Annotated in this window: 22 protein-coding genes; 12 read left to right on the forward strand and 10 right to left on the reverse strand. The window is 35.4% G+C overall.

Going from position 1 to position 24,269, the window contains the following annotated elements; translation table 11 throughout:
* Nucleotides 1-26 precede the first annotated feature (26 nt).
* Together EG342_RS08100 and EG342_RS08105 are read left to right on the forward strand one after the other, a co-directional pair.
* Nucleotides 27-1,781 carry a discoidin domain-containing protein gene (locus EG342_RS08100; protein WP_103289210.1) on the forward strand — a complete coding sequence of 585 codons (1,755 nt, stop codon included), beginning with the start codon at nucleotides 27-29 and terminating at the stop codon, nucleotides 1,779-1,781.
* Nucleotides 1,782-1,810: 29 nt separating this feature from the next.
* Nucleotides 1,811-3,034, forward strand: a complete 1,224-nt coding sequence (locus EG342_RS08105; protein WP_103289211.1) for a serine hydrolase domain-containing protein — start codon at nucleotides 1,811-1,813, stop codon at nucleotides 3,032-3,034.
* Between the two features lie 30 nt (nucleotides 3,035-3,064).
* Here the strand turns inward: EG342_RS08105 and EG342_RS25460 are convergent, their stop codons facing one another.
* The 7 genes from EG342_RS25460 to recJ form a co-directional block, all read right to left on the reverse strand.
* Nucleotides 3,065-3,559, reverse strand: a complete 495-nt coding sequence (locus EG342_RS25460; protein ID WP_246008757.1) for an alpha/beta hydrolase family protein — start codon at nucleotides 3,557-3,559, stop codon at nucleotides 3,065-3,067.
* Complete coding sequence (locus tag EG342_RS25465; RefSeq protein ID WP_246008758.1) at nucleotides 3,553-3,930, reverse strand: alpha/beta hydrolase family protein; 378 nt, start codon at nucleotides 3,928-3,930, stop codon at nucleotides 3,553-3,555. Before EG342_RS25465 ends, EG342_RS25460 begins: the two co-directional genes overlap by 7 nt.
* An 81-nt stretch (nucleotides 3,931-4,011) precedes the next feature.
* Entirely contained in the window at nucleotides 4,012-6,264 is a 2,253-nt protein-coding gene (locus EG342_RS08115) for an outer membrane beta-barrel family protein (protein WP_103289212.1), read from the reverse strand.
* Between the two features lie 43 nt (nucleotides 6,265-6,307).
* Entirely contained in the window at nucleotides 6,308-8,569 is a 2,262-nt protein-coding gene (locus EG342_RS08120; protein WP_103289213.1) for an outer membrane beta-barrel family protein, read from the reverse strand.
* A 245-nt stretch (nucleotides 8,570-8,814) separates the two neighbouring features.
* The gene (locus tag EG342_RS08125) at nucleotides 8,815-9,156 is read right to left on the reverse strand and encodes a DUF3817 domain-containing protein (protein WP_103289214.1); all 342 of its coding nucleotides are present in this window, start codon (nucleotides 9,154-9,156) and stop codon (nucleotides 8,815-8,817) included.
* 76 nt (nucleotides 9,157-9,232) lie between these two features.
* On the reverse strand, nucleotides 9,233-9,817 hold the full coding sequence (gene nadD, locus EG342_RS08130; RefSeq protein WP_103289215.1) for a nicotinate (nicotinamide) nucleotide adenylyltransferase: 585 nt from the start codon (nucleotides 9,815-9,817) through the stop codon (nucleotides 9,233-9,235).
* 32 nt (nucleotides 9,818-9,849) lie between these two features.
* Entirely contained in the window at nucleotides 9,850-11,562 is a 1,713-nt protein-coding gene (gene recJ / locus EG342_RS08135) for a single-stranded-DNA-specific exonuclease RecJ (protein ID WP_103289216.1), read from the reverse strand.
* A gap of 108 nt (nucleotides 11,563-11,670) precedes the next feature.
* Here recJ and EG342_RS08140 point away from each other — a divergent pair, with 108 nt between their 5' ends.
* Nucleotides 11,671-12,483: a M48 family metallopeptidase gene (locus EG342_RS08140; protein WP_103289357.1), complete on the forward strand. Its 813-nt coding sequence runs from the start codon at nucleotides 11,671-11,673 to the stop codon at nucleotides 12,481-12,483.
* 78 nt (nucleotides 12,484-12,561) lie between these two features.
* Here the strand turns inward: EG342_RS08140 and EG342_RS08145 are convergent, their stop codons facing one another.
* The gene (locus tag EG342_RS08145) at nucleotides 12,562-14,184 is read right to left on the reverse strand and encodes an ABC-F family ATP-binding cassette domain-containing protein (RefSeq protein WP_103289217.1); all 1,623 of its coding nucleotides are present in this window, start codon (nucleotides 14,182-14,184) and stop codon (nucleotides 12,562-12,564) included.
* Between the two features lie 121 nt (nucleotides 14,185-14,305).
* Here EG342_RS08145 and smpB point away from each other — a divergent pair, with 121 nt between their 5' ends.
* The 5 genes from smpB (at nucleotide 14,306) to EG342_RS08170 (ending at nucleotide 19,137) form a co-directional block, all read left to right on the forward strand.
* Complete coding sequence (smpB, locus tag EG342_RS08150; protein ID WP_103289360.1) at nucleotides 14,306-14,764, forward strand: SsrA-binding protein SmpB; 459 nt, start codon at nucleotides 14,306-14,308, stop codon at nucleotides 14,762-14,764.
* Nucleotides 14,765-14,841: 77 nt separating this feature from the next.
* Nucleotides 14,842-16,362, forward strand: a complete 1,521-nt coding sequence (locus EG342_RS08155) for an OmpA family protein (protein ID WP_103289218.1) — start codon at nucleotides 14,842-14,844, stop codon at nucleotides 16,360-16,362.
* A 94-nt stretch (nucleotides 16,363-16,456) separates the two neighbouring features.
* On the forward strand, nucleotides 16,457-17,197 hold the full coding sequence (locus EG342_RS08160; RefSeq protein WP_103289219.1) for a YebC/PmpR family DNA-binding transcriptional regulator: 741 nt from the start codon (nucleotides 16,457-16,459) through the stop codon (nucleotides 17,195-17,197).
* Between the two features lie 143 nt (nucleotides 17,198-17,340).
* Nucleotides 17,341-18,165, forward strand: coding sequence for a UDP-2,3-diacylglucosamine diphosphatase (locus EG342_RS08165; protein WP_103289220.1), 825 nt, complete (start codon nucleotides 17,341-17,343; stop codon nucleotides 18,163-18,165).
* Nucleotides 18,166-19,137, forward strand: a complete 972-nt coding sequence (locus EG342_RS08170) for a glycosyltransferase family protein (protein ID WP_103289221.1) — start codon at nucleotides 18,166-18,168, stop codon at nucleotides 19,135-19,137.
* Here EG342_RS08170 and EG342_RS08175 read toward each other — a convergent pair.
* Entirely contained in the window at nucleotides 19,126-19,416 is a 291-nt protein-coding gene (locus EG342_RS08175) for a GNAT family N-acetyltransferase (RefSeq protein WP_089692650.1), read from the reverse strand. The genes EG342_RS08170 and EG342_RS08175 overlap by 12 nt on opposite strands.
* A gap of 148 nt (nucleotides 19,417-19,564) precedes the next feature.
* Complete coding sequence (locus tag EG342_RS08180; protein WP_103289222.1) at nucleotides 19,565-20,314, reverse strand: RDD family protein; 750 nt, start codon at nucleotides 20,312-20,314, stop codon at nucleotides 19,565-19,567.
* A 28-nt stretch (nucleotides 20,315-20,342) separates the two neighbouring features.
* On the opposite strand from EG342_RS08180, the gene EG342_RS08185 reads away from it, so the two are divergent.
* Genes EG342_RS08185 through EG342_RS08200 form a run of 4 tightly spaced genes read left to right on the forward strand, consistent with a single transcriptional unit; the run spans nucleotide 20,343 to nucleotide 24,222 of the window.
* On the forward strand, nucleotides 20,343-21,326 hold the full coding sequence (locus tag EG342_RS08185; protein ID WP_103289223.1) for a stage II sporulation protein M: 984 nt from the start codon (nucleotides 20,343-20,345) through the stop codon (nucleotides 21,324-21,326).
* Nucleotides 21,310-22,272, forward strand: coding sequence for a DUF4013 domain-containing protein (locus tag EG342_RS08190; protein WP_103289224.1), 963 nt, complete (start codon nucleotides 21,310-21,312; stop codon nucleotides 22,270-22,272). Before EG342_RS08185 ends, EG342_RS08190 begins: the two co-directional genes overlap by 17 nt.
* The gene (locus tag EG342_RS08195; RefSeq protein ID WP_103289225.1) at nucleotides 22,265-23,053 is read left to right on the forward strand and encodes a DUF4129 domain-containing protein; all 789 of its coding nucleotides are present in this window, start codon (nucleotides 22,265-22,267) and stop codon (nucleotides 23,051-23,053) included. The genes EG342_RS08190 and EG342_RS08195 overlap by 8 nt, the downstream gene beginning before the upstream one ends.
* Before the next feature lie 11 nt (nucleotides 23,054-23,064).
* Entirely contained in the window at nucleotides 23,065-24,222 is a 1,158-nt protein-coding gene (locus EG342_RS08200) for a DUF4350 domain-containing protein (RefSeq protein WP_103289226.1), read from the forward strand.
* Nucleotides 24,223-24,269 lie beyond the last annotated feature (47 nt).

The raw sequence follows: 24,269 nt of genomic DNA on the forward strand, positions 1-24,269 counted from the left end.
TTGTCTTTAATGTAAAAAATATTAAGATGCGGCAATACTTTTTATTAGGGGCAATATTTCTTGGAATACTGCTGGGAGCTCAGCAAAAAACATTCTGTAATCCTATCAACATTGATTACGGATATACACCTTTTGAAGTTTTTTCCAAACAAGGAAAACACCGTGCTACAGCCGATCCGGTGATTGTCAATTTTAAAAATAAACTTTTCCTTTTCTCAACCAATCAGGAAGGGTATTGGTATAGTGATGACATGTTGGACTGGAAATTTGTAAAAAGGAAATTCCTCAGAGATAATAAATACATCCACGACCTTAATGCTCCGGCAGTATGGGCAATGAAAGATACGCTCTATGTGTATGGTTCTACATGGGAGCAGGACTTTCCGATCTGGAAAAGTACCAATCCAACCAAAGATGACTGGAAGATTGCCGTGGATACTCTAAAAGTAGGGGCATGGGATCCTGCATTTCATTATGATGAAGATAAAAATAAACTCTACCTGTATTGGGGTTCCAGCAATGAATGGCCTCTGCTGGGAACGGAAGTTAAAGTTAAAAATCTTCAATCAGAAGGCTTCGTAAAGCCTATTATAAAATTAAAACCGGAAGACCATGGCTGGGAAAGATTTGGAGAATATAATGATAATGTGTTTCTGCAACCTTTTGTAGAAGGAGCGTGGATGACCAAGCATAACGGAAAATATTATATGCAATATGGAGCTCCGGCAACAGAATTCAGTGGATATTCAGATGGAGTATATGTTAGCAAAAGCCCTTTGGAAGGTTTCGAATATCAGCAGCATAACCCATTTTCGTATAAACCCGGAGGTTTTGCAAGAGGAGCAGGCCACGGAGCAACTTTTGAAGATAATTACAAAAACTGGTGGCATGTTTCAACCATTTTTATTTCTACTAAAAATAATTTTGAAAGAAGACTCGGGATCTGGCCGGCAGGTTTTGATAAAGATGATGTAATGTTCTGCAATACTGCTTATGGAGATTATCCAACTTATCTTCCTCAATATGCACAAGGTAAAGATTTTACAAAAGGTCTATTTGCCGGATGGATGTTGCTGAATTATAATAAACCGGTTCAGGTTTCTTCCACCCTAGGTAGTTATCAACCAAATTATGCCGTGGATGAAGATATTAAAACTTATTGGAGTGCAAAGACCGGCAATTCAGGCGAATGGTTCCAGACAGATCTTGGTGAAGTATCTACAATTAATGCGCTTCAAATCAATTATGCCGATCAGGATGCGGAATTTATGGGGAAAACCCTTGGGAAAATGCATCAGTACAAGATCTATGGATCGGACGATGGTAAAAAATGGAAGGTAATTGTGGATAAAAGCAAAAATATAAAAGATGTTCCCCATGATTATGTTGAACTGGAAAAACCTGCAAAAGTGAGATTTCTTAAAATGGAGAACCTTAAAATGCCTACCGGAAAATTTGCGTTGAGTGGTTTCAGGGTATTTGGTAAAGGAAGTGGAGAAAAACCGGCGAAAGTACAAGGCTTCGTCCCTTTGAGAGCCGATCCTAAAAAATATGGAGAAAGAAGAAGTATCTGGATGAAATGGCAACAAAATCCTGATGCAGACGGGTACGTCATCTATTGGGGAAAATCACCGGATAAAATGTACGGAAGTATTATGGTATATGGAAAGAACGAATATTTCTTTACCGGAGCCGACAGAGCGGATGCTTATTATTTCCAGATTGAAGCCTTTAGTGCCAATGGTATTTCAGAAAGGACAGAGATTGTAAAATCTGAATAATTTTAAAACAATAAACCAAACTACATACCATGAAAAAACTTAGAATCATTTCATTTTCACTTTTTCTGCTTGCTTCCTTAGGTTGCGGGAAAAATGAAAATAAGGACTACCAGTCGAATCTGGATAAAGCTGTTCGGAATATTCACAACAGTCTTCAGAAAGAGTTGAAGACTTCTATTCCCTCACTGAGTGTTTACGTAGTTTCTCCAAAAGGAACTCTTTTCAGTAGCATAACCGGAGCAAATGGCACAGTGGTTAACGAGAATACCTATTTCCGTTTTGCAAGCAATACAAAGAATTTTACTTCTACAGCTATTTTAAAAATGATGCAGGATGAATGGCTGCACCTGGATGATGATATTACGGAGATGATCCCTGGAACGAATATTCCTTATACTCCCGACGGAGCAGATTGGAATTTCCCCAACAAGAGCCAGATAACGATCCGACAGCTTCTGCAACATAATGCGGGAGTATATGATATTACGAATGACGCTTCAAAGTATAATATAAATGGACAGACCTATACAGACTATATGCTTCAGAATTTTCCGGATCACCAGTTTTCTACTCCGGAATACGTGAAAATTTTAACAAAAAACAACCTTACGTATGGTGAACCCAATACAGTGTATCACTATTCAAATACAGGATATTCGATTCTGAGTGAAATTATATCCAGGATTTATTCACAAAAAGCAGGAATGAACAAAACATACAGTAATTATATGTATGATTATATTGTTGGTCCTGGTACAAAGGTTCCACTAAAAATCCGATTTCCGGAACTCGCTTCAGAACAGCAACTTCCTGTGCCTTATGTGAAAGGATTCATTAAATATGATAATCATGATGAGTTTACCAATCTTAAAAATACAAGTGCTAATGTAGGAGAAGGAAATGGGATCGGAACCATGAAAATGCTTTCCGAATACATCAGAAGCATAATGAAAGCAGAGAACGTACTTAATGCTTCGAGTGTTAAGTTAATGAGAACCAATAAAGGTCCTGCAACTACTCCTGAACAAAATAATTATTCTTTGGGGTGTTTCTACATTCCGGGAGTAGGATATGGACATAATGGTGCCACCCAAGGATATCTTTCCATGATGCTTTATGATCCGGAAACTGACTTTTCAGTCGTTGTACTCATGCCATTCTGGGATCTTAGAAATAATATGGAAGATTTTCCTAAATGTATCAATGCTCTGAATACCACAGCTGCAGAAGCAAAAAAGGCCGTTGGATACTAAAAAAAAACTGCTTTGATCATTTTCAGAACGTTATTTTTTGTCTATAAGTTTCAGGAAAAGATCAATTTTGTCTATCAGAAAAGTATCAGTTGGAGATTGGTCCCAATCCAGATGGCCTCCATTGAAATTGTAGCTTTCATGAATCACATGATTTTGGTTCAGAATTGAATCCAATATTTTACCTTGTGTTGATGGAATAACGTGATCAGTATTTCCATAGTAGGAAAGTGTAGGTGGTGAGGTTTTATCAATCCATTTGACAGGGCTTACGAAATCTATTGGGGAAGTTTCTGGTTTGGACTGACTGGGATCAACAAGCCTTTTCTCTACAAATGAATAGTCCTGGTAATTTTTGAATCCGGGATCGGAAAGATCCGCAGGTCCCACAATATTGATGACAGCCTTTATTTTTTTCAAAGAATCAGGCTGATAAGCGTATAACATTGACAAATGTCCTCCGGCACTATTGCCTAATAAAATAAAGTGAGGAGTGTAATGAAATCTGTTCTCTAAAAATCTTACCACCTCACTGATATCTTCAGTTTGATTGGGTAGGGCAAAGCATAGTTTGTTGCCGAAGCAAGTCTGTAATTAATATTTGCAAAAATATACTCCGGAAATTTCTTCATCATGGAAAGTGTGAAAAAAGTAAGCTGGGATTTGTCTCCTCCACGCCAGCCGCCACCATGAATAATGATAAAAACCTGTCTTTTTTCATTTGACCGGCTTTGAGGAATATAAAGATCCATTATTTGTTCAGGATCAGTACCATATGAAATGTTTTTTTCTTTTTTGAAAATGATATCCTTACCCAGGTCAATCTTTTTTTCTTTGCAACTGCTGAAGAAAAAAAAGAAAATAAGATAAAAAAATATAAGAGCAACTTCTTTTTTCATACCATTAAAGATAAAAAACCCGCTGACAAGTCAACGGGTTATTGTACAAAATAATTAATTGAATATGAAGAAAGATAGTTTTTATCTTGTTCTGCTTTTGATAGAATCGGATGCTCCTTCTATATCTCTCACTTTTTTCACTTTCTGATTTCCGAAGTTGTATGTGAGACTCACCATGATATTTCTTGGATATTGGTTCTGGTGGATATAATTGTAATTTCCGTTTTCCTGATAGTCTTCGATTTTAACAATATTTGTTCTTAAAATATCATTTAGATTCACCGCAAAAGTCCAGTCATTCCATGTTTTTTTGATGCTGAGGTCAAGGCTCATTAAGCTCTTCAATGAACCAAGTTCAATCTGTTGCTTGTTGATAAAGAAATAATTGACTCCCAGGAACCAGGTTTTCTTTTTGTCCAGGCGAATAGTGTTATTCGTTTGGATCAAAATACTGGTGGAATTCGTTTTATTGGTATATACAATAAATTCTCCTTCCTTATTTTTGAATCGATCTCCTGTTGTAGGATCCGTATCCAGACTTCCATTATTAATATTGTGCTGAACTCCGATATTGAAGTTAGTCGTCCAATATTGTTTGAAGAACGATTTTTGAATTCCTACCATGGCAGACATCTCCTGCTTATCTCCAAAATTTGTTCTGATATATCTCAATACAGGATTGGCTCCGACTGATCCATCTGGGGCTACAGGGTATCCTTGCAATGGTACCTGAGTTATAGCATCTTTAAAATAAGAATGACTTAGAATCAGGAAGTATGAACTTTTGTACATATAAGTCAGTTCCTGGTTATAGGTAGAAGAAGCTTTTACAAAAGGGTTATTCTGTGTATAGTTGTAGTCGGTCAGAATATTTTTTACAGGATTTATTTCCCAGAAGCTCGGTCTTCTCATTCTGCTCGAGAAGGAATAGGAGATATTATTTTTATCATTAATTGCATAGTTGAAACTCAGATAAGGAAGTAAATTGTTGTAGTTTCTTTCTATTCTTTTAAGATCGTCGGTAGGTGCATTATCAGAAGTTCCCAAGCTGTTTGTGATCTCATATCTCGTTCCTATTTTCCCGGAGAACTTATCTGAAAATTTCTTTTCTGCCGTTACATAAAATCCGTAAATGTTTTCATCATAAATAAAATGATTCGGTTTTGAATCCGGATCCTTTACCGGATCAAAAAAATAAGTAATGTTTTTAGAATCGTTGTCTGTTTTGGTTTTGTTATAATTTCCTCCTACTGAAATAGTCAGATCATTTTTAAACTTTTGAATATAATCCACCATTCCTGAGAAATTATTAATCACTTGAGGAAGATCCTGAAATACCTGTGTGGTCATTTTTTTAATATCTCCATTTACGTTCGAGGCATACGTCCTGTTGTCTGTAAACTGAAACCTTTTATAATTCAAATAGGCCGCATTCACATTTAATTTACTGCCCAGAGAATCAGTTTTCAATTCATAGTTTAAGTTTAAAGAATTGTTATATGATCGGGCATCTTCCTTATTTTTTGACCAGGAGTAATTGGTTTTGTTTCCACTTGTAATCGTATTAAAAAGGCTTACTGTGGAGTTGTAGCTTTTATTTGCCCATGTATTCCACGAAAGAGCAAGATTACTGTTATCATTCAGCTGATAATCGATATTCAGATAACCACCAAGATTTTTGTTTGGATCATCAATGTCCCCTACAGATTCGTTGGAAGTGTCTGAAGTTCCGTTTCTTAGTACATACCTTTGAGCCTGAATATTTTCACCACCGTTGAGGTTAGCACTTATTCCCAGTTTACCTTTTCTGTAATTGGCAGAGAAACTAGCCTGGCTCGCGTTATATTTACTTTGAGTATTCGAGAATCTCATATTTCCGTTGAGACCATCACTCATCTTTTTCTTTAAAACAATATTGATAATCCCATCTGAAGATTCCACCTGATATTCGCTTCCGGGAACAGTAATCACTTCGATTTTCTGAATATTTTCCGCCGGTGTGTTTTTCAGGAACTGAACCAAAGATTCTGCGTCCATATTTGTTTTTCTTCCGTTGATGTAGATCAGGGCATTATTTTTTCCTGTAATTTTTAATGTTTTATCATCTGTGGAAGATAATAGTGGCGTCTGCTTCAGAAGGTCAAAAGTTGTATTTCCCTTTGCAACAGGAGATGCTGCAACATCATATACAAAACGGTCGCTTTGCTTTTTGAAGACCTGTTTGGTGATGACAACTCCTTCAATATTTTTAGTTTTTGCCGTATCAGATTTCTTTTCCTGAGCAAAAGTGCAGGTTCCGAATATGATAGCCATTGACAAAATTATACATTTCATGTTATTTTTTTTAAGAGTGGTTGTAGAATGTGAGTGGTATAGATTAGGTTCTTGATTTTACAGCATCATTCGCTGATTTCATTTCCCTTGCTTTTTTAAGTTTCTGGTTTCCAAAATTATAGGTAACACCAATGCTGAATAATCGCGGATAGTTGAAATTGGTAATATTGTTATATTTTCCGTTAGGCTGTATTCCTTCAACTCTGTAAAAACCTTGATTAAATAAATCATTTACTTCAGCCAGAATAGTCCAGTCTCCAATAATTTTTTTCAGGTTGATGTCCAGACTTTGTCTTACACCCACGACTCCTCCTTCCATTGCTTCTCTACTGGCGAAAAAGTAATTTACACCTAAGTACCAGTCCTTTTTAGAAGAAAGGCGTACAACATTATTAAGGGTAAGAGACATATTGTAATTTTTAACATCAATAATATAGGGCTCCAGTTCCTCAGTTTCAAACGGACCGGGTCTGGAAGTAGGATCTTCCGTTACAGCACCTTTGTAGATTGAATATTTTAAATTAACAGAATAATTTGTAGTCCAGATTTCCTTAAACCAGGACTTGTTCATCCCAAGAGTTAAGTTAAGTTCTCTGTTTTTACCATAATTGGTTCTGATGTATCTCAGGAATTTTGTTGTTTCCATAATCATATTACCATCAGCATCATATATGAAATTTCCATTTTCATCCACTTTTGGTCCTGTTGACTTTCCTTGTAAGGGAAGCATATCAGAAGCAGAGGCATCTTCTACCATAGTAAAGCTAAGATTGGCATAGTATGCATTTTTGTACATATAATTAAGTTCCTGATTATAAAACTTAGAAGCCAATATGAAAGGATTGTTCTGCGTATAATTGGTAGGGGTGAAGTATGTTCTTGAAGGATTTAACTCCCAAAATCTTGGTCTTCTGATTCTGCTGGAAAAAGTATAACTTAGATTATGGTCAGAATTAATAGCATAGTTAAGGTTCAAATAAGGTAACAGATTATTATAATTTCTTTCAAAACCTGTTTTGTCAACAATGTCTCCGGTACTTCTGGTCATTTCATAACGGGCGCCGGCTTTTCCTGATATTTTCTCCGTTAACTTTCTTTCGTAGTTGAGGTAAATCCCTAAAATACTTTCCTTGTATATAAAATGATTGGTTTGTTTTGAGTCCGGAACAAATTCCCCGCTTTGTAGCTTATCCTGTCTGGTATCATTGTCTGTATTGGTATGGTTGTAGCTGATCCCCATTAACCATGTAGCTCCTTTTGCTGTTTTCTTCAGATAATCAATATTGGCTGCGTAGTTGTTAATGATTTGTGGAACAGATTGGTGAAGGGCAGAATATTTATTGATCGTATCATTAGTTAAAGGAAAACTTTCGTTGAAGCTTACTTTATTTCTGTTGAACCACAAATATGAAACATTAGAAGTAAGCTTACTACCCAGAGAATCTGTTTTGATTTCATAGTTTAAATTAAACGAATGGTTTCTTGTCTGGGCATCTTCGTTATTAACAGTTCTGTTTGTTAAAATTCCATTTTGCCAGTTTGTGATGTCAAGGATAGAGTTGAAACTCTTGTTGTATCTCATGTTATAAGAGAATCCCAGACTCTGCTTTTTACTGATCTCGTAATCAACATTAAACCCTCCGCCATAGTTATTGTTTGGATCATTATTGAATCCGTAAGATTCATTTCTAAAAGTAGGATCTCCGTTCGATAAAGAGTATTTCTGTCTCTCTGTCCAGCTTCCGGTTCTGAAATTAGAATTTCCGGACCACTTTCCCTGTCTGAAATTAAACGAGGCTCCTGCATTTGGATTGTTGTAATATCCCTGTTCATTCTGCATTTTAATCGTTCCGTTGTAACCGTTATTTTTACTCTTCTTCATCACAATATTGATCACTCCTTCAGTAGATTCAACCTGGAATTCACTTCCGGGAACAGTAATAACTTCAATTTTCTGAATATCTTCAGAGGGAGTAGACTTCAGCATTTCGATCAATGCCTCAGAATCCATATTTGTTTTTTTATTGTTGATGTAAATTATAGCATCCGATTTTCCAAGAATCTTTAATGTTTTTCCGTCAATACTGGAGATCATCGGAGTTTGTTTTAAAAGATTAAAAGTATTGGTTCCTTTAGCTATCGGAGATGAAGCTACATCATAGATTAAGCGGTCACCTTGTTTTTTGAAAACCTGCTTCTTGATATTTACGGCTTCAATTGTATTCACTTTAAGACTATCTTTTTTCTGCTGTGCAGTAACGAATCCACTGAAAAAAAGGGCTGCTATTAGAATTTGAGTTTTCATGATCATTATTTTTTATTTGTTAATAGCTTGTATGATTAGTTATTTAACATTACAAAGATATATAATTAATTTAGTATTATGCAATACAAAGTACTTAAAAATATTTTTACATCAGTTTAACTGATTGATTATCAGTTGATAAAAATTTAAATAAAAATTTTGATTGCTTGACCTTTCTGTACAATAAGACAACTGTAACAATAATTTTGTTACAGCGAAAACTGAAATTTTATTAAAAAAGAAAATTATTCCCTGTCGAAACGGGCTAGTTTTTTCTCCACCCAGATGGTTGCAAAAGGAAAAAATGCTGCTAGTAGAGCGAATACAAAATCTTCATCATCCCATTTGAAAATTTTTCTGGCAGGGACACAAAATAGAAGATACAGGGTAAAGAATAAACCGTGGATGTTACCAACCACAATAATGAAAATAGTAGGAAGAAGACCTTCATCATCATATCTTTTCCAGATCATCGCAATCCCGTAAAGCAGGAAACAGGTAATTGCTTCTGCAACGCAGATCTGCTTAAACCATTTGATGATTTTCTCCTCAGGATACTTTGTGAAAAATTTTTCGATGAAGTTCATTTCTTTACGGATAAGTTGAGGATTAAAAGGTAAGAGTTCTTCTCTAACTTCTGGCTTCTAATCTCTGATTGCAAAATTACTTATAAAAACTGCTTCCGTCCAAATATTCGAAGACTTCAGGAGGCAACATTGGCCTTACGTTTTTGCCATCTTTTACCATATTTCGAATTTCTGTGGCAGAAAGTTCTATGACAGGAGCTTTTATTAAAGAGATATTTTCGTGCTGCAGATATTCCGAATCTTTCTTCTCTCCGTCAAACACTCTTGGATAGACAATAATGTGATGATTTTTAATAAGAATATCAGAATTTTTCCACTTATGAAGGCTGTTCAGGTTATCTTCTCCCATGATCAGACTGAAAGAATAATCAGGATGCTTTTCATGAAGATAAGTAAGGGTATCGATAGTATAGCTGGGCTTCGGAAGAGAGAACTCTACATTGGAAGCTCTCATATTCGGATAGTTTTTTACAGCAAGCTGAACCATATCAAGCCTGTTGTGATCGTTCAATAAAGATTTTTTGTCCTTAAATGGATTTTGTGGGCTCACCACAAACCACAATTCATCCATATCTGAATTTTCCAGAATATAATTAGCCAGAATAAGATGTCCGATATGTATAGGATTGAATGATCCGAAAAATAAACCGATTTTTTTCATTTGTTGAGATCGTAGGTAATAGAAAGCTGCAGTTAATCTCTAAACTGCACATCCTTGATATTAAGATAGTGGGTTACATTACCTTTCCAGTGATTTTCTTCTAAAGTGAAAGCAAGATCGAAACTTTTGTTTTTGAAATCATCAACAAATTGCCCGAGTTTAAAGCCTACACATTCAATATTTCGTCCTGTAGATTCCTGTTTAATATAAAACTTCAGGTGATTATTATCTTTACCCATTGTTTTCACATACCCGGAAAGTCTTTGATTCGTTAATGTAAAAATAGGTTTCATATTATGAGGACCAAAAGGAGCTAATTTCCTGTGGAAGTTAATAAACTCTCTGTTTATTTCATCAACCTTAATTTCCGTATCAATAGAGATGGAAGGTTCTTTCTGATGGTCCTGGATTTTTTCAGAAACAATTTTCTCAAATTTTTCCTTGAATGCCGCAAACTTTTCCTTTTCCATAGAAAGTCCTGCAGCAGCATGATGTCCTCCGAATTTAAGGAAGTACTCTGAACACATATCAAGAGCTTCGTGCACATCAAAATCAGAAACAGACCGTGCAGAAGCAACCATTTCTCCGTTGTTACCATCAGTAAATACCAGAGTAGGTTTATAGTAAGTTTCAATAAGTCTGGAAGCAACAATACCAATTACACCCTTATTCCATTCAGGATGATAAACAATAGTGGTATGTTTTGTTTCCTGCTGAGATTCTATAATTTGATTCAGGGCAGAAAGAGTGGAATTCATATCCAGCTCACGCCTTTCATCATTGAGATTCATGATATCATTAACAATCTGGTTCGCATGTTTCAGATTGTCGGAAACCATAAGTTCCACCGCTGCTTTACCTTGAGATATTCTTCCGGCAGCATTGATTTTTGGGGCAATTTCAAAAACAATATTTGAAATTTCAAAATGAGAAAGCTTATCCTCGGGAATTAATAGTCTCAATCCCATATTTCTCGTCTTTCTCAGGATTTTTAATCCCATTTTTGCCAAAACTCTGTTTTCTCCGGTCATCGAAACGATATCGGCAGCAATAGAGATGGCAAGAAGATCCGTCAGCTCAAATAATTCAGCTTCAGGAATTTTATAGATCGTGTTTAATCCCTGGCAAAGTTTAAAGCCTACACCACATCCGGATAGTTCTTTAAAAGGATACCGGCAGTCGTTTCTCTTAGGATCGAGAACTGCAACCGCATCGGGAATTTCTTCACCGGGAAGGTGATGGTCACAAATAATGAAATCTATTTCCAGGCTGGAGGCATAGCTTATCATATCAAGAGCCTTGATTCCACAATCCAGAGCAATGATTAATGAAAAACCATTTTCTTTGGCAAAATCAATTCCTTCAGTTGAAATTCCATATCCTTCAGAATTTCTATCTGGGATGTAGTAATCCAAGTATTTTTTCTCAACAATTTTGCTGAGATACAGGTACATGAGAGCCACAGCTGTAGTTCCATCTACATCATAGTCACCATATACCAATATTTTTTCACCGTTCTCAATTGCAGTTGCAATCCGCTCAACAGCTTTTTGCATATCTGCCATTAAAAACGGGCTATGGATATCGGTAAGGTTAGGTTTGAAGAATTCTCTGGCCTTTTGATAATTGTCAATTCCCCGCAGAACGAGAAGTTTAGATTCAAAAGTACCAAAACCAAGTGACGAACTTAATCTGTCCACAACTTCCTCATCGGGCTCCGGCTTATAAATCCATTTTTGACTCATTTCACAAAAATAGGGAAAAAAAATAGCATTGTGAAAAGATGAGGAGTGAAGTTTTGACTTTATAATTGTTAAAAAATGGCTATCTTCGCTGTCCAAATTTAAATGACTATGAAAAAAATTACTCTATGCCTGATGTTTCTAGGGGCAATGCATTCAATTAATGCACAAAAAATTAATCTCGGAAAAGCTGCCGGAATTGTTTCTAATGGAGCAAAAGCTTTATCATTCACCAACGAAGATGCTATTAAATTATCCAAAGAATCAGTAGATTGGATGGATAAAAATAATACCGTTGCAGGTGCCAAAGATCCTTATACAGTAAGATTAAATAAACTATTTGGGAATCACAAATCTCAGGATGGTCTTAATTTGAATTATAAAGTCTATAAAGTAAAAGATATCAACGCTTTTGCTTGTGCTGATGGAAGTGTAAGAGTATTTTCCTCTTTGATGGACATCATGACGGATAATGAATTGTTGGCTGTAATTGGTCACGAGATCGGTCACGTTAAAAATCAGGATACAAAAGATGCAATGAAATCTGCCTATCTGAAAGCAGCAGCTTTGGATGCTGCGTCCTCTGCTTCTTCTGCAGTAGCTACCCTTAATGAAAGTCAGGTCGGAAAAATGGCTAATGCCTTTCTGGACGCTTCTCACAGTAAGAAACAGGAGTCTGAAGCAGATACATATTCATATGATTTCATGAAAGCGAATAAATATGATGTGGTAGGAGCATATACTGCTTTCAAAAAACTGGCTTTACTTTCAGAAGGAAGTACACAGACCAATTTTGAAAAAATGTTCAATTCACATCCTGACAGCGAAAAAAGAGCTCAGGCAATCAAAAAGAAGGCTGAAAAAGACGGATTATGGAAAGATCCTGGAGCGATAACTCTTCCGACTTCGAAGCTTACAAAATAATTATTTTATTTATTGTTTAAACAAAAATACCTCAGAGCGCTGCTTTGAGGTATTTTTATATTGTATGAGGATCTCAGATTAAGAGTACATTTTTTCTCTTAATTCTTTTATCTTTTTATCTGCAAGGTATTCGTCATAAGTCATTTCTCTGTCGATAATTCCGTTAGGAGTTAATTCGATGATTCTGTTACAGACCGTTGATAGCATTTCGTGGTCATGAGAAGACAATAAAAGATTTCCTTTAAAGTTAGATAAAGAGTTGTTCAATGTTGTAATACTCTCAAGGTCTAAGTGATTGGTAGGCTCATCTAATAAAAGGACGTTTGCTTTTTGAAGCATCATTCTACTGAACATACATCTCATTTTTTCACCTCCTGAAAGTACTTTACAAGATTTCAAAGCTTCATCACCGGAGAAAAGCATTCTACCTAAGAATCCTCTTACGAATTCTTCGTGACGCTCTTCATCATTTTTAGTGAATTGTCTTAACCAATCAACCAGACTTAAGTCTTCCTGGAAGAAATTGGTGTTGTCCAAAGGCATGTGGGACTGGTTGGTAGTAACACCCCAGGCAACAGTTCCTTTATCAGCCTGAACATTTCCTGCCAAGATTTCAAAAAATTCTGTAATAGCCAAAGAGCTTTTAGAAAGTACAGCTACTTTATCTCCTTTTTTAAGATTTAAATCTATGTTCGAGAATAATAATTCGCCGTCTTTCGTTTTTTCAAGACCTTTTACATCTAAAATCTGATCTCCTGCTTCTCTTTCCATTTCGAAAATAATAGCCGGATATCTTCTTGAAGATGGTTTAATATCATCGATATTTAATTTATCGATCATTTTCTTTCTTGCAGTAGCCTGTTTAGCTTTTGCTACGTTAGAACTGAAACGGGCAATAAAGTCCTGAAGTTCTTTTTTCTTCTCTTCAGCTTTCTTATTGGCCTGAGCTCTTTGTCTTGTTGCCAGCTGAGATGCCTGATACCAGAAAGAGTAGTTACCTGTATAAAGATTAAGCTTAGAATAATCAAGGTCACCGATGTGCGTACAAACCGTGTCCAGGAAGTGACGGTCGTGAGATACCACGATTACCGTGTTTTCATAATCAGCAAGAAAATCTTCTAACCATGAAATTGTTTCAATGTCCAGGTCATTGGTAGGCTCATCCAGAATCAATACATCAGGATTACCGAAAAGTGCCTGAGCCAAAAGAACTTTTACTTTGTCCTTATTCTCAAGTTCACCCATTAATTGCCAATGCATATCATCAGAAATACCTACGTTAGAAAGCATAGTCTGTGCATCAGATTCTGCAGTCCATCCTCCCATTTCATCATAGACTACACCTAGTTCACCTGCTTTAATTCCGTCTTCATCAGAGAAATCTTCTTTTGCGTATAACGCATCCATTTCCTCTTTTATCTCGTATAATTTTTTGTTTCCTCTCAAAACCGCTTCAAGAACAGTAAACTGATCATAGGCAAAGTGATCCTGCTCCAAAACCGACATTCTTTTTCCTGGTTCAAGAGATACATTTCCTGTCGTTGGATCCTGCTTTCCTGTTAATATTTTAAGGAATGTAGACTTTCCCGCACCGTTTGCTCCGATGATTCCGTAGCAGTTTCCCTTGGTAAACATAATATTTACCTCGTCAAAAAGAATTCTTTTCCCGAATTGTAAAGATAAGTTAGATACTGTTAACATATAGTTTTGTAAATTTGGCGCAAAAATACGAAAAGAATTTGGGTATTTTGTAATAATATAATAGTCAAGTTTTTAAATGTATGGTATTTTTTATATATTTCATTAACGAAATTCTAAAATGATGAAGATTGAAAAAACAGTTAATATATTAAATAGGAGAGCCCGTTTTGAATACGAAATTCTTGAAGAATATGAGGCGGGAATGGTTTTAACAGGTACAGAGATAAAATCTTTACGTTCTTCTAAAGCATCGATCACAGAATCGTTCTGTCAGTTTATTGATGGGGAATTATACATCATTAATATGATGATTGATGAGTACAAATTGGGCACTTTTTACAATCATAAGACAAAAAGGGAACGGAAATTGCTGTTGCACAAAAAAGAATTACAGAAACTTGAAAAAAAGTTAAAGGATGCCGGGAACACAATTATACCTTTAAAATTATATATCACCGATCGAGGTAAAGCAAAAGTGCTGATAGCGCTTGGTAGAGGGAAAAAACTCTACGATAAAAGAGAGGTGATTAAAGATAGAGAAAATAAACGGAACCTGGACAGAATATTAAAGAAAAGTTAAAAATCATTTGAAAAACTTTGTATATAAAGAAAAATTATATTTATTTTGCATTATCAATTATTTAATCATTTAATTCTATGAAAAATCTAAAATTAGGAATTTCAGCATTGGCGCTTACTGTCGCTTCTACTGTTTTCGCGCAGACGACCAACAATCCGTGGTTAATCGGAGTTGGTGCTCATGCAGAAAACCACGTAGCGGCTAGAAATAGCTTCGGTAACACGTTCTCTGCGAAAAATTTAACGAAGAGTATGTTCAATATGAACAACTTCTCTATTACACCTCCATTATCTAAGTTAACAGTTGCTAGAAACGTTGGTAAAGGTTTAGTAATCGACTGGCAAACTTCTGTTGGAAATGTTGAAAACAAAAGATTCAACATGGGGAAAGAATTTTTCCTAATGACAGGTCTAGGTTTCCAGGCTCACGGAGCAGGTCTTTTATGGAACGAAGAATCTTGGTTTGATCCATATTTAAGAGTTGGTGCTAACTACTTAAGACATGACTATACTGCACTTACTTTCCCTAGAACATCTGTTGATGCTAATGGTAACCCAATCGAAAACGTACCAAACGGTAAGGATGGTAACGAAAACGGTAAAGCTAACCACTTTACTGTAGCTACAGGTGCTGGTGCTAACTTCTGGGTAACTAAGAACTTCGGTCTTGGTATCCAAGGAGATTACGTATCAACTCCAGGTGATAAATCTACAGTTGCTAACTTCTGGCAAGCTTCTGCATCTATCTTATTTAGATTCGGAAACAGAGACAGAGATAAAGATGGTATCCTAGATAAAGATGACCTTTGTCCAGATACTCCAGGTTTACCAGAATTCCAAGGATGTCCTGATACAGACGGAGATGGTGTTCCAGATAAAGACGATCAATGTCCAGACGTAGCTGGTCCAGTTGAAAACAACGGTTGTCCTTGGCCAGATACAGATGGTGATGGTGTTATCGACAAAGATGATGCTTGTCCTACAGTAGCAGGTCCTGCTGAAAACAATGGTTGTCCTTGGCCAGATACAGACGGTGACGGTATCTTAGATAAAGATGATGCTTGTCCTACTGTTCCAGGTCTTCCAGAATACAACGGATGTCCTAAGCCTAAGACAAAAACTGCTGAAGAAGTTGAAACAACATTCAGAAGTGTATTCTTTGACTTCAACAAAGCGTCAATCAAAGCTGAGTCTAAACCAGCATTAGATAGAGCTGCTGAAATCATTAAGAAAGATGGAGGTCACTATCTATTAGAAGGTAGAACAGATGCTAAAGGTTCTGAAGTTTACAACTTGAAATTATCTAGAGAAAGAGCTGCTTCTGTAGTTGCTGCTTTAGATGCTAGAGGTGTAGATGCGAACGCACTTAAGTCTGTAGGAGTTGGTAAAGCTAAAGCTACAGTTCCTGCAACGGCTACTGATGCTGAAAGACAAGCTGACAGAAAAGTAGTTGTAAAAGCTATCGAAAACGAATCTGAATGGACTGCAATGGCTAAGAAAGACTATGCTGATGCTCCAGTTAAGAAAGCGACAGCTAAGAAGAAAGCTACTAAAAAAGCTCCAGCTAAGAAAAAAGCTGCTGCTAAAAAGAAAAAATAATTAATTTTTCTAAATAATGAATACCTCCAATTTTATTGGAGGTATTTTTTTTTTGTTGACTTTTAGTTAATTTTGTTGAAAATTTAAAATTAAAATGGGAAGAGCATTTGAATATAGAAAAGCTTCTAAAATGGCCAGATGGGATAAAATGGCCAAAACATTCTCCAAAATAGGAAAAGATATTGCACTGGCAGTAAAAGCCGGTGGTACTGATCCTGAATCTAACCCGGCACTAAGAAGATGTATTCAGAATGCCAAAGGAGCCAACATGCCTAAAGACAATGTTGAAAGAGCTATTAAAAAAGCTAGTGGAGCTGATGCTGAAAATTATGAAGAAATCGCTTACGAAGGATACGGACAAGGTGGTGTTGCTTTCTTTGTAGAATGTACTACAAACAATACAACAAGAACCGTGGCCAACGTAAGAGCTGTTTTCAATAAGTTTGATGGTAATCTTGGAAAGAACGGAGAGCTTGCATTTATCTTTGACAGAAAAGGAATTTTCACCCTTGATTTAGCTCAAATCAAAATGGATTGGGATGATTTCGAAATGGAAATGATTGATGGTGGAGCGGAAGATGTAGAAAAGGATGAAGATGAAGTAATGATTACTACTGCTTTTGAAGATTTTGGTTCTTTATCTCATAAATTGGATGAACTTGGTATTGAAGCAAAAAGTGCAGAATTGCAAAGAATTCCTAATAATACAAAAGAAGTAACTGCGGAACAGTTCAAAGCTAATATGAAAATGCTTGAGCGTTTTGAAGAAGACGATGATGTTCAGAACGTCTACCATAATATGGAGATTACTGAAGAGCTGATGGACTCTTTGTAAAAAATAATATAGCATTCACATACAGTTAACTTTCAATTAGTTTCTTTGTATAAAACGATGAAACGCCTTGGTATTTTTTTAAAAGATAGAAATATACTATAGCATTCCATCCGGCGAATTAAAATTAGCTGAAAAATATACGGATGAAAAGAAACGTTGAATTAGTTGTCATATCGGATGTTCATTTGGGAACTTATGGATGTAAGGCTAAAGAATTGCTGAGATATCTCAATTCTATTCAGCCTAAAACTTTAGTTTTGAATGGAGATATTATTGATATCTGGCAGTTCAAAAAGTCTTACTTCCCTAAACCTCACTTGAAGGTAATCAGGAAAATTCTTTCATTCGCTACTAAAAATGCGGATGTTTATTACATTACAGGAAACCATGATGAAATGTTCCGTAAGTTTACCGACTTTGAATTGGGTAAACTTAAGGTCTGTAATAAAATCTGTCTGACTATTGATCAGAAGAAAACCTGGATCTTTCATGGAGATGTTTTCGACGCATCAGTACAGCATTCTAAATGGATTGCCAAATTAGGAGGGAAAGGATATGATCTATTAATCATCATTAATAATGTTGTTAACTGGTTTTTGGAGAAAATGGGGAAAGAGAAATACTCTTTTTCGAAAAAGATCAAAAACAATGTGAAAAAAGCGGTAAAATATATAGGCGATTTTGAATTAACAGCATCCGAACTTGCAATCGATAATCAATACGATTATGTAGTTTGTGGGCATATTCATCAACCACAAATCCGGGAGGTAGTTAATAAAAAAGGTTTATGTACTTATCTGAATTCCGGCGACTGGATCGAAAATCTTTCTGCATTGGAGTATCATGATCAGCAATGGAAGATTTTTTATTACGATGAGCATAAGCACTTATTGCAGGATGACGAAGCAGAAGATATTCAGGAAATGGATAGCTCTGCACTTTTAAAAATTGTAACTAACTTTACCTAAATGAAAATCCTATATGCATTTCAGGGTACCGGGAACGGACATGTTGCCCGGGCGCAGGAAATAATTCCCATTCTTAAAAAATATGCTTCGGTTGATACTTTGATCAGCGGACATCAATCGCAATTAAAGGCTGATTTCGATATTAATTTTCAATATAAGGGTATTTCTCTGCTTTATAACAAAACAGGCGGTTTATCCTATCGTAAAACGTTTACAGAGAATAAGTTTCTTGAAGCTGTACAAACGATAAAAAATCTTGAGCTTTCAAAGTATGATTTAATTATCAATGATTATGAACCTTTGACGGGCTGGGCATCGAAAATGAAGGATCTGCCGATGATAGAGCTTAGTCATCAGGCTTCCATGAGTTTTGCCGAAACACCAAAACCTAAAAGTAAAGATTTTCTGGGAGAACTGATTTTAAAATATTATGTTCCCAGTGAGAGAAAGATTGGTTTTCATTTCGAAAATTATCATCCACAGATCAAAAAGCCGGTGATCAGAAAAAAAATAAGAAATCTTAATCCGTATAAGAAAGGATATTATCTTGTATATCTTCCGAGCTTTGCAGATGAGAATATCATTAAGGTTTTAAGAAAGATTCCTGTGGAGTGGAAAGTATTCTCAAAATACAGCAAGGTACAGGTGAAAGTAAAGAATGTAGAAGTTTTTCCTATCGATGAGATTCAATACCTGAAATATTTTGAAGGATGTGAAGGCATTTTATGCAATGCCGGTTTTGAAACTCCTGCTGAGGCGCTTTTCATGGATAAAAAACTATTTGTCATTCCCATTCATAATCAATATGAACAGGAATGTAATGCCTGTGCTTTAGATAAAATGGGAATCCCAAATTCTAAAGTTTTAAATCTACAGGAAATTATGGAGTGGGTGGCTTCAGATCATCATTTAAAAGTCGATTATCCTAATGATATTGAAGAGATACTTTTGAATGAAGTACTAGTTTTTTAAAAAAATATCATCTACATCACTCATTCTCATCATCACAGATCTGGCATAAGAACAATGAGGATACACCTTCCAGTTATTTTCTCTGGCAAATTTTATGGCTTCTTCTACCAGAAATTTTCCCATTCCTCTTCCTTCAAATTCCGGATGTACCAATACAAAAGAAATGATGAATTTGTGGTCTTCAGGGAAAATAGTGTAGGTTAATCTTCCAACTTCTTTTATTTCATTGTTCAGTGTAAGAACTCCGCCGTTTCCGGATTTATTGTTTTCAAATTTCATAATTCAAGACTTTACTGTTATTAAAGATACAAAAATTACACCGACCTTTGATTATAAGTAATGAGTAATGAGTAATGAGTAATGAAGTAATGAGGACGGTTTGAAATTTTTTTTGTTTTAAAATTTACTTTCGCAGCAATATTGACTATTAATTGTCTTTTCCTGTGTAGTAGTTGTAATCTTTAATGATCACATTAATAAATTGCCTTTCCGTCATTTTCGTTGCATCTATTTCGAGTTTAAGGATGTTTTTGATTTTATCTGAAAGTTTACTGATAATTTGACGATCATCAATTTTTAGTGCTTTTGTATAATTGTCTTTAATAATTCTCATGTCATTATCACTTAACGCAATAACTTGTGGAAAAGACGGCACATAATCCTGGTGAATATTTTCTAAAATCGTGTGAGAAATATTAATATTATTCTTCAGAGAAATGACCGCCGTACCTGATGCGATGTCTCCCAAACGTTGATTATTTTTAGATATAATCATTGAAATTAATCCTACTAATCCGGCAAAAGAGATGTCAATAATCCTGAAAACCCACCGGATCATATAATCCCCGAAACTCGCCTGATAGCCATCAATCTTTACGACTCTGATTTTCATGAGTCTTTTTCCGGGCGTTTGTCCTTCCATCAAACTTTCAAGAACAACGGGGTAAATGTAAATCGGGAAAGTCAAAACAATGTATACTGCCATCATAGACCATTGATCCAGTCCGTCTAATATATATCCTAAGTCGAAAATATTAAAAAACAGATAGAGTACGATTATGACATAGGCAACCCTGATCAGAAGATCAATGATAAATGCAAGCATTCTTTCTCCTACGCCGGCAATATTAAAGCTAATATTTACATTTTGTGAAGTATTTATCGCAATTTGAGACATATTTTTTATTATTTTAGCCTTTACAATTATGAGAGAAGTTTATTTCATTAAACAAAATAAAGAAAAATGGTTGGGAATAGAACAGGTTATTGAAGGGAAAGTTAAAAAAAATCCTGATGACCTGTCTTCATTGTATATTAACTTGATCAACGATCTTTCTTTTGCCCAGACGTATTACCCCAAAAGTAATACGACTGTTTATTTGAATCATCTTTCTTCTCAGATTTTTCAGAAGATTTATAAAACTAAAAGAATAGAAGAAAACAGGCTGATCTATTTTTTCAAAACAGAGGTTCCATTGCTGGTGTATCAGTATCGACGGTATCTGATGTATGCATTTCTTTTTTTTATTTTATTTACTTCGATAGGAGTTCTTTCAGCGATCTATGATAAAGATTTTGCGAATATTATCCTTGGAGAGGATTATGTAAACCAAACGATTGAGAACATTAAAAATAAAAATGCTGTCGGGATTTATCAAAGTGGAAGCACCTGGGGAAGCACAATCGGAATTATTTTCAATAACATTCAGGTAGGAGCAAAATTATACATTTATGGAATTGCCGGGGGAGTAGGAACTTTGTTTGCACTTCTTTCCAATAGTGTGATGTTGGGATCTTTTCAATATTTTTTCTATGACTACGGAGCATTGAAAGACAGTGCAAGAGGAATATGGCTTCACGGGGTTTTTGAAATTTTCTCAATGGTGGTGGAAGCCATGTGTGGATTGATTCTGGGGGCATCTATTCTTTTTCCGAAGACATTTTCAAGATTTAATTCTTTTAAAAAAGGTTTTCAGGATTCATTTAAAATATTTCTCAGCACCGTTCCTTTTACGATTTGTGCCGGAATTATTGAAGGATATGTAACCAGGCATGCATTAAAAATGCCTTTGGGTCTGAACCTGGCTATTATTATCTCTTCACTTGCCATCATAGGATTTTACTATTTTGTATATCCAACTATTGTCTATAAAAAAACTAATAAGAACATCAATGATACAATTTTATAAAAAAAGAGATTTTGGGACTTTCATCGGTGATAGTTTCAATTTCTTCAAATTATACGGAAAGAATTACTTTAAAAATTATATTCTGATTAATGGCTTGCTGTTGATCCTTGCGACTGTAGTGGTTATTTTTGGATTCAGAGAGATCTTCGGACAGCTTGTGGGGTCGAATGTAAGTGGTGAGACTTATTATTTTGAAAGATACTTTTCTGACAATGCCGGAGTGCTTGTGGTAGTATCAGTGCTGATGTTTGTTCTACTATTACTTATTGCAATCATCAATTATTTATATCCTGTTTTTTATTTGAAAAGGATCGCACAAGGTGCAGAAAAAGTAAATACCGATGAAATTCTGGATGATTTTAAAAAAAATGCAGGCAGAATAGGGAAGTTATGTCTGGGAATGATTTTCATTGTGGCACCGATGGTTTTATTGGTCGTAGGTTTCTCCTATGTGCTGGTGCTTATTATCATCGGCTTTTTCTTAATACTGCTTGTTTACCCTACCATCTTCAATGTGACTACATTTTTGATGTACGATTATTTTAATTCAACAAGAGGATTTCTTGAAAGCTTAAGCTATTCTATCCGTTCACAGTTTTCTTACCGGAATGGAAGTGAAAAGTCTCCGTACTGGAAGTACTGGGCATCTTCATTTGTGATGTTTATCATTATTTATATTGCGACTTCAATTTTCACATTTATCCCGATGATATTTTTTTATGGCTCCATTCTTACTTCTACTCCGGATGGTAGTTTTGAAGAGAACCCTTTTACCGGAACCATGGGAATTATGATGTTTGTAATCTACGGAATCTCAATGATTCTTTCATTCTTCCTTTCGAATCTGATGTATGTAAATGCCGGATTAATGTATTATGACAGCAGAACAGATTTACACCAGAAGGTAGAACTTGCCGAAATAGACACTATTGGAATCAATGAATAAGATTCTGTTTTTCATATTATGTATTTTTTCTTTTGGATCCGTATGGGCTCAGGATGGTACTCCTATGAATGATTTGCAGGATTCATTATATACTTCAGGGCATTACCGCAATATGCTGCCGGCAGATTCTGTATTGAAGCAAAAACCTGTTTCTGAAAATACGGTGTATCCTAAAACATTTAAAGAAAATGTACCTTCCAGATACAAAGGCAACGAATTTGATTATTCAGAATCAAAACCAAGAGAATCTTTCTGGCAGAAATTATTTAAAAAAATAAAGAATGTTTTACGGGGAATTTTCGGTGAAACGGTCTTTACGAAATCTGCGGAGCTTACGACAAGTCTTGTTCGTTTATTCGCTATCATTCTTGTAGGATTTTTGCTTTATTTCGTAATAAAGTATGTGCTTGGAAAAGACGGAAACTTTATTTTTGGTAAAAAGAATAGAAAGCTGGATCTTAACGTACAGGAACTGCATGAAAATATTCATGAAATTAATTTTCCTGAAAGTATTGCAAAATTTGAACACAGCGGAGATTATCGTTCAGCGGTCCGTTACCAGTTTTTATTTGTTCTGAAAAAATTAAGCGATAAAAAGATCATCACCTGGAATCCCGAAAAAACAAATAAGGACTACGTCACAGAACTCAAGGTTCCACATCTTAAAAATGAATTTTCAGAGTTATCATACATCTTTGAGTATGTCTGGTACGGAGAATTCGAGATAGACGAACCAAGCTATCAGAAATTCAAAAATCAGTTTCAGACCTTTAAACCATAATCCAACTAACCATGAATAAAACTTTCAAAATATATGCTGTAATTTTCATCATTGTGATGGTTATTCTGGCGTTGCTTGAAGTTAACAAAAAAGAAACCACAGACTGGCGCAAAAATTTTGATATTAATGAGAAATCACCTTTTGGCCTGTACGTTTTTAGTCATGAAGCGAAAGATCTGTTTAAAAATAAACTGAAAAAAGTTGACCAGGTACCTTACGAATATTACAATCAGTTTAAAAAGGAACCACACAATATTATTGTCATTGAAAATGATATCGATAAAGAATCATGGAAGAAGATTCTCGATCAGGTTTCAAAAGGTTCTGATGCCATGCTTATGGTAAGCCGTATGCCTAAAGATATTTCAGATAGTATTGGATATTATGACTCCGAAATCTCATTTGAAGACGAAAATGTATTGAAACTTACCGATAATAAATACCAGAATGATTTTATTAAATTAGATAAATTTCCGTCAGGAAGAGGTTTTTCATTCATCAAACCTAATGTTGAAATATTAGGAAAGACTGTAGAAAAGAAGAACTCCGATCAGGCAAATTTTATTAAAGTGAAATTTGGAAAGGGGACTATCTATGCTCATAGCGAGCCTCTTTTCCTTACTAATTATTACCTCCTGAAACCGGGAAGTATAAAATATGCACAGGATGTTTTTTCGTATCTTCCGGATAGGGAAACACTTTGGTTTGTGAAAAGTAATTCAAAGACCTCCCGTTTCTTTATGAGATTTGTATTGGCAAACCCGGCTCTGAAATATGCCTGGTGGATCTTTCTGGGAGGGCTTGTCCTGTTTATTTTCTTTAATGCTAAAAGAAAACAAAGGATCGTTGCGGTGATAGAACCTTTGCGGAATACTTCACTGGACTTTGTGAAAAGCATAGGAAATCTTTATCTTCAGGAAGGAGATTTTCATGATATGATGGCAAAAAAAGCTCAGTATTTTCTAAATAAAGTAAGGATAGATCTCCTCATTGATACCAAAGAACTGGATACGGAATTTGCCAAAAAATTACAATTGAAAACAGGAAAGCCTATGGAAATGATTGTAGAAGCAATCGACCTCATTAAGAGAGCACAGGATCCATATGCCAGTGTCATGAAGGAAGACCTTGCAAGAATAAATAAACTCCTTGACGATATATTAAAATAAAAGAGTCCCAACGGGACGATTTAGCTCAAGATAGGACGAAGCCCTAT

Origin of the sequence: Chryseobacterium lactis, from assembly GCF_003815875.1 — a bacterium.
Lineage (GTDB): Bacteria > Bacteroidota > Bacteroidia > Flavobacteriales > Weeksellaceae > Chryseobacterium > Chryseobacterium lactis.

Coding starts and splice junctions, on each gene's coding strand:
- recJ (WP_103289216.1), bottom strand. CDS start 11,562: ATGAGTCAAAAATGGATTTATAAGCCGGAGCCCGATGAGGAAGTTGTG.
- EG342_RS08105 (WP_103289211.1), top strand. CDS start 1,811: ATGAAAAAACTTAGAATCATTTCATTTTCACTTTTTCTGCTTGCTTCC.
- nadD (WP_103289215.1), bottom strand. CDS start 9,817: ATGAAAAAAATCGGTTTATTTTTCGGATCATTCAATCCTATACATATC.
- EG342_RS08195 (WP_103289225.1), top strand. CDS start 22,265: ATGAATAAGATTCTGTTTTTCATATTATGTATTTTTTCTTTTGGATCC.
- EG342_RS08200 (WP_103289226.1), top strand. CDS start 23,065: ATGAATAAAACTTTCAAAATATATGCTGTAATTTTCATCATTGTGATG.
- EG342_RS08155 (WP_103289218.1), top strand. CDS start 14,842: ATGAAAAATCTAAAATTAGGAATTTCAGCATTGGCGCTTACTGTCGCT.
- EG342_RS08120 (WP_103289213.1), bottom strand. CDS start 8,569: ATGAAAACTCAAATTCTAATAGCAGCCCTTTTTTTCAGTGGATTCGTT.
- EG342_RS08190 (WP_103289224.1), top strand. CDS start 21,310: ATGATACAATTTTATAAAAAAAGAGATTTTGGGACTTTCATCGGTGAT.
- EG342_RS08170 (WP_103289221.1), top strand. CDS start 18,166: ATGAAAATCCTATATGCATTTCAGGGTACCGGGAACGGACATGTTGCC.
- EG342_RS08145 (WP_103289217.1), bottom strand. CDS start 14,184: ATGTTAACAGTATCTAACTTATCTTTACAATTCGGGAAAAGAATTCTT.
- smpB (WP_103289360.1), top strand. CDS start 14,306: ATGAAGATTGAAAAAACAGTTAATATATTAAATAGGAGAGCCCGTTTT.
- EG342_RS08160 (WP_103289219.1), top strand. CDS start 16,457: ATGGGAAGAGCATTTGAATATAGAAAAGCTTCTAAAATGGCCAGATGG.
- EG342_RS25465 (WP_246008758.1), bottom strand. CDS start 3,930: ATGAAAAAAGAAGTTGCTCTTATATTTTTTTATCTTATTTTCTTTTTT.
- EG342_RS08185 (WP_103289223.1), top strand. CDS start 20,343: ATGAGAGAAGTTTATTTCATTAAACAAAATAAAGAAAAATGGTTGGGA.
- EG342_RS08165 (WP_103289220.1), top strand. CDS start 17,341: ATGAAAAGAAACGTTGAATTAGTTGTCATATCGGATGTTCATTTGGGA.
- EG342_RS08115 (WP_103289212.1), bottom strand. CDS start 6,264: ATGAAATGTATAATTTTGTCAATGGCTATCATATTCGGAACCTGCACT.
- EG342_RS08100 (WP_103289210.1), top strand. CDS start 27: ATGCGGCAATACTTTTTATTAGGGGCAATATTTCTTGGAATACTGCTG.
- EG342_RS08180 (WP_103289222.1), bottom strand. CDS start 20,314: ATGTCTCAAATTGCGATAAATACTTCACAAAATGTAAATATTAGCTTT.
- EG342_RS08140 (WP_103289357.1), top strand. CDS start 11,671: ATGAAAAAAATTACTCTATGCCTGATGTTTCTAGGGGCAATGCATTCA.
- EG342_RS08125 (WP_103289214.1), bottom strand. CDS start 9,156: ATGAACTTCATCGAAAAATTTTTCACAAAGTATCCTGAGGAGAAAATC.
- EG342_RS08175 (WP_089692650.1), bottom strand. CDS start 19,416: ATGAAATTTGAAAACAATAAATCCGGAAACGGCGGAGTTCTTACACTG.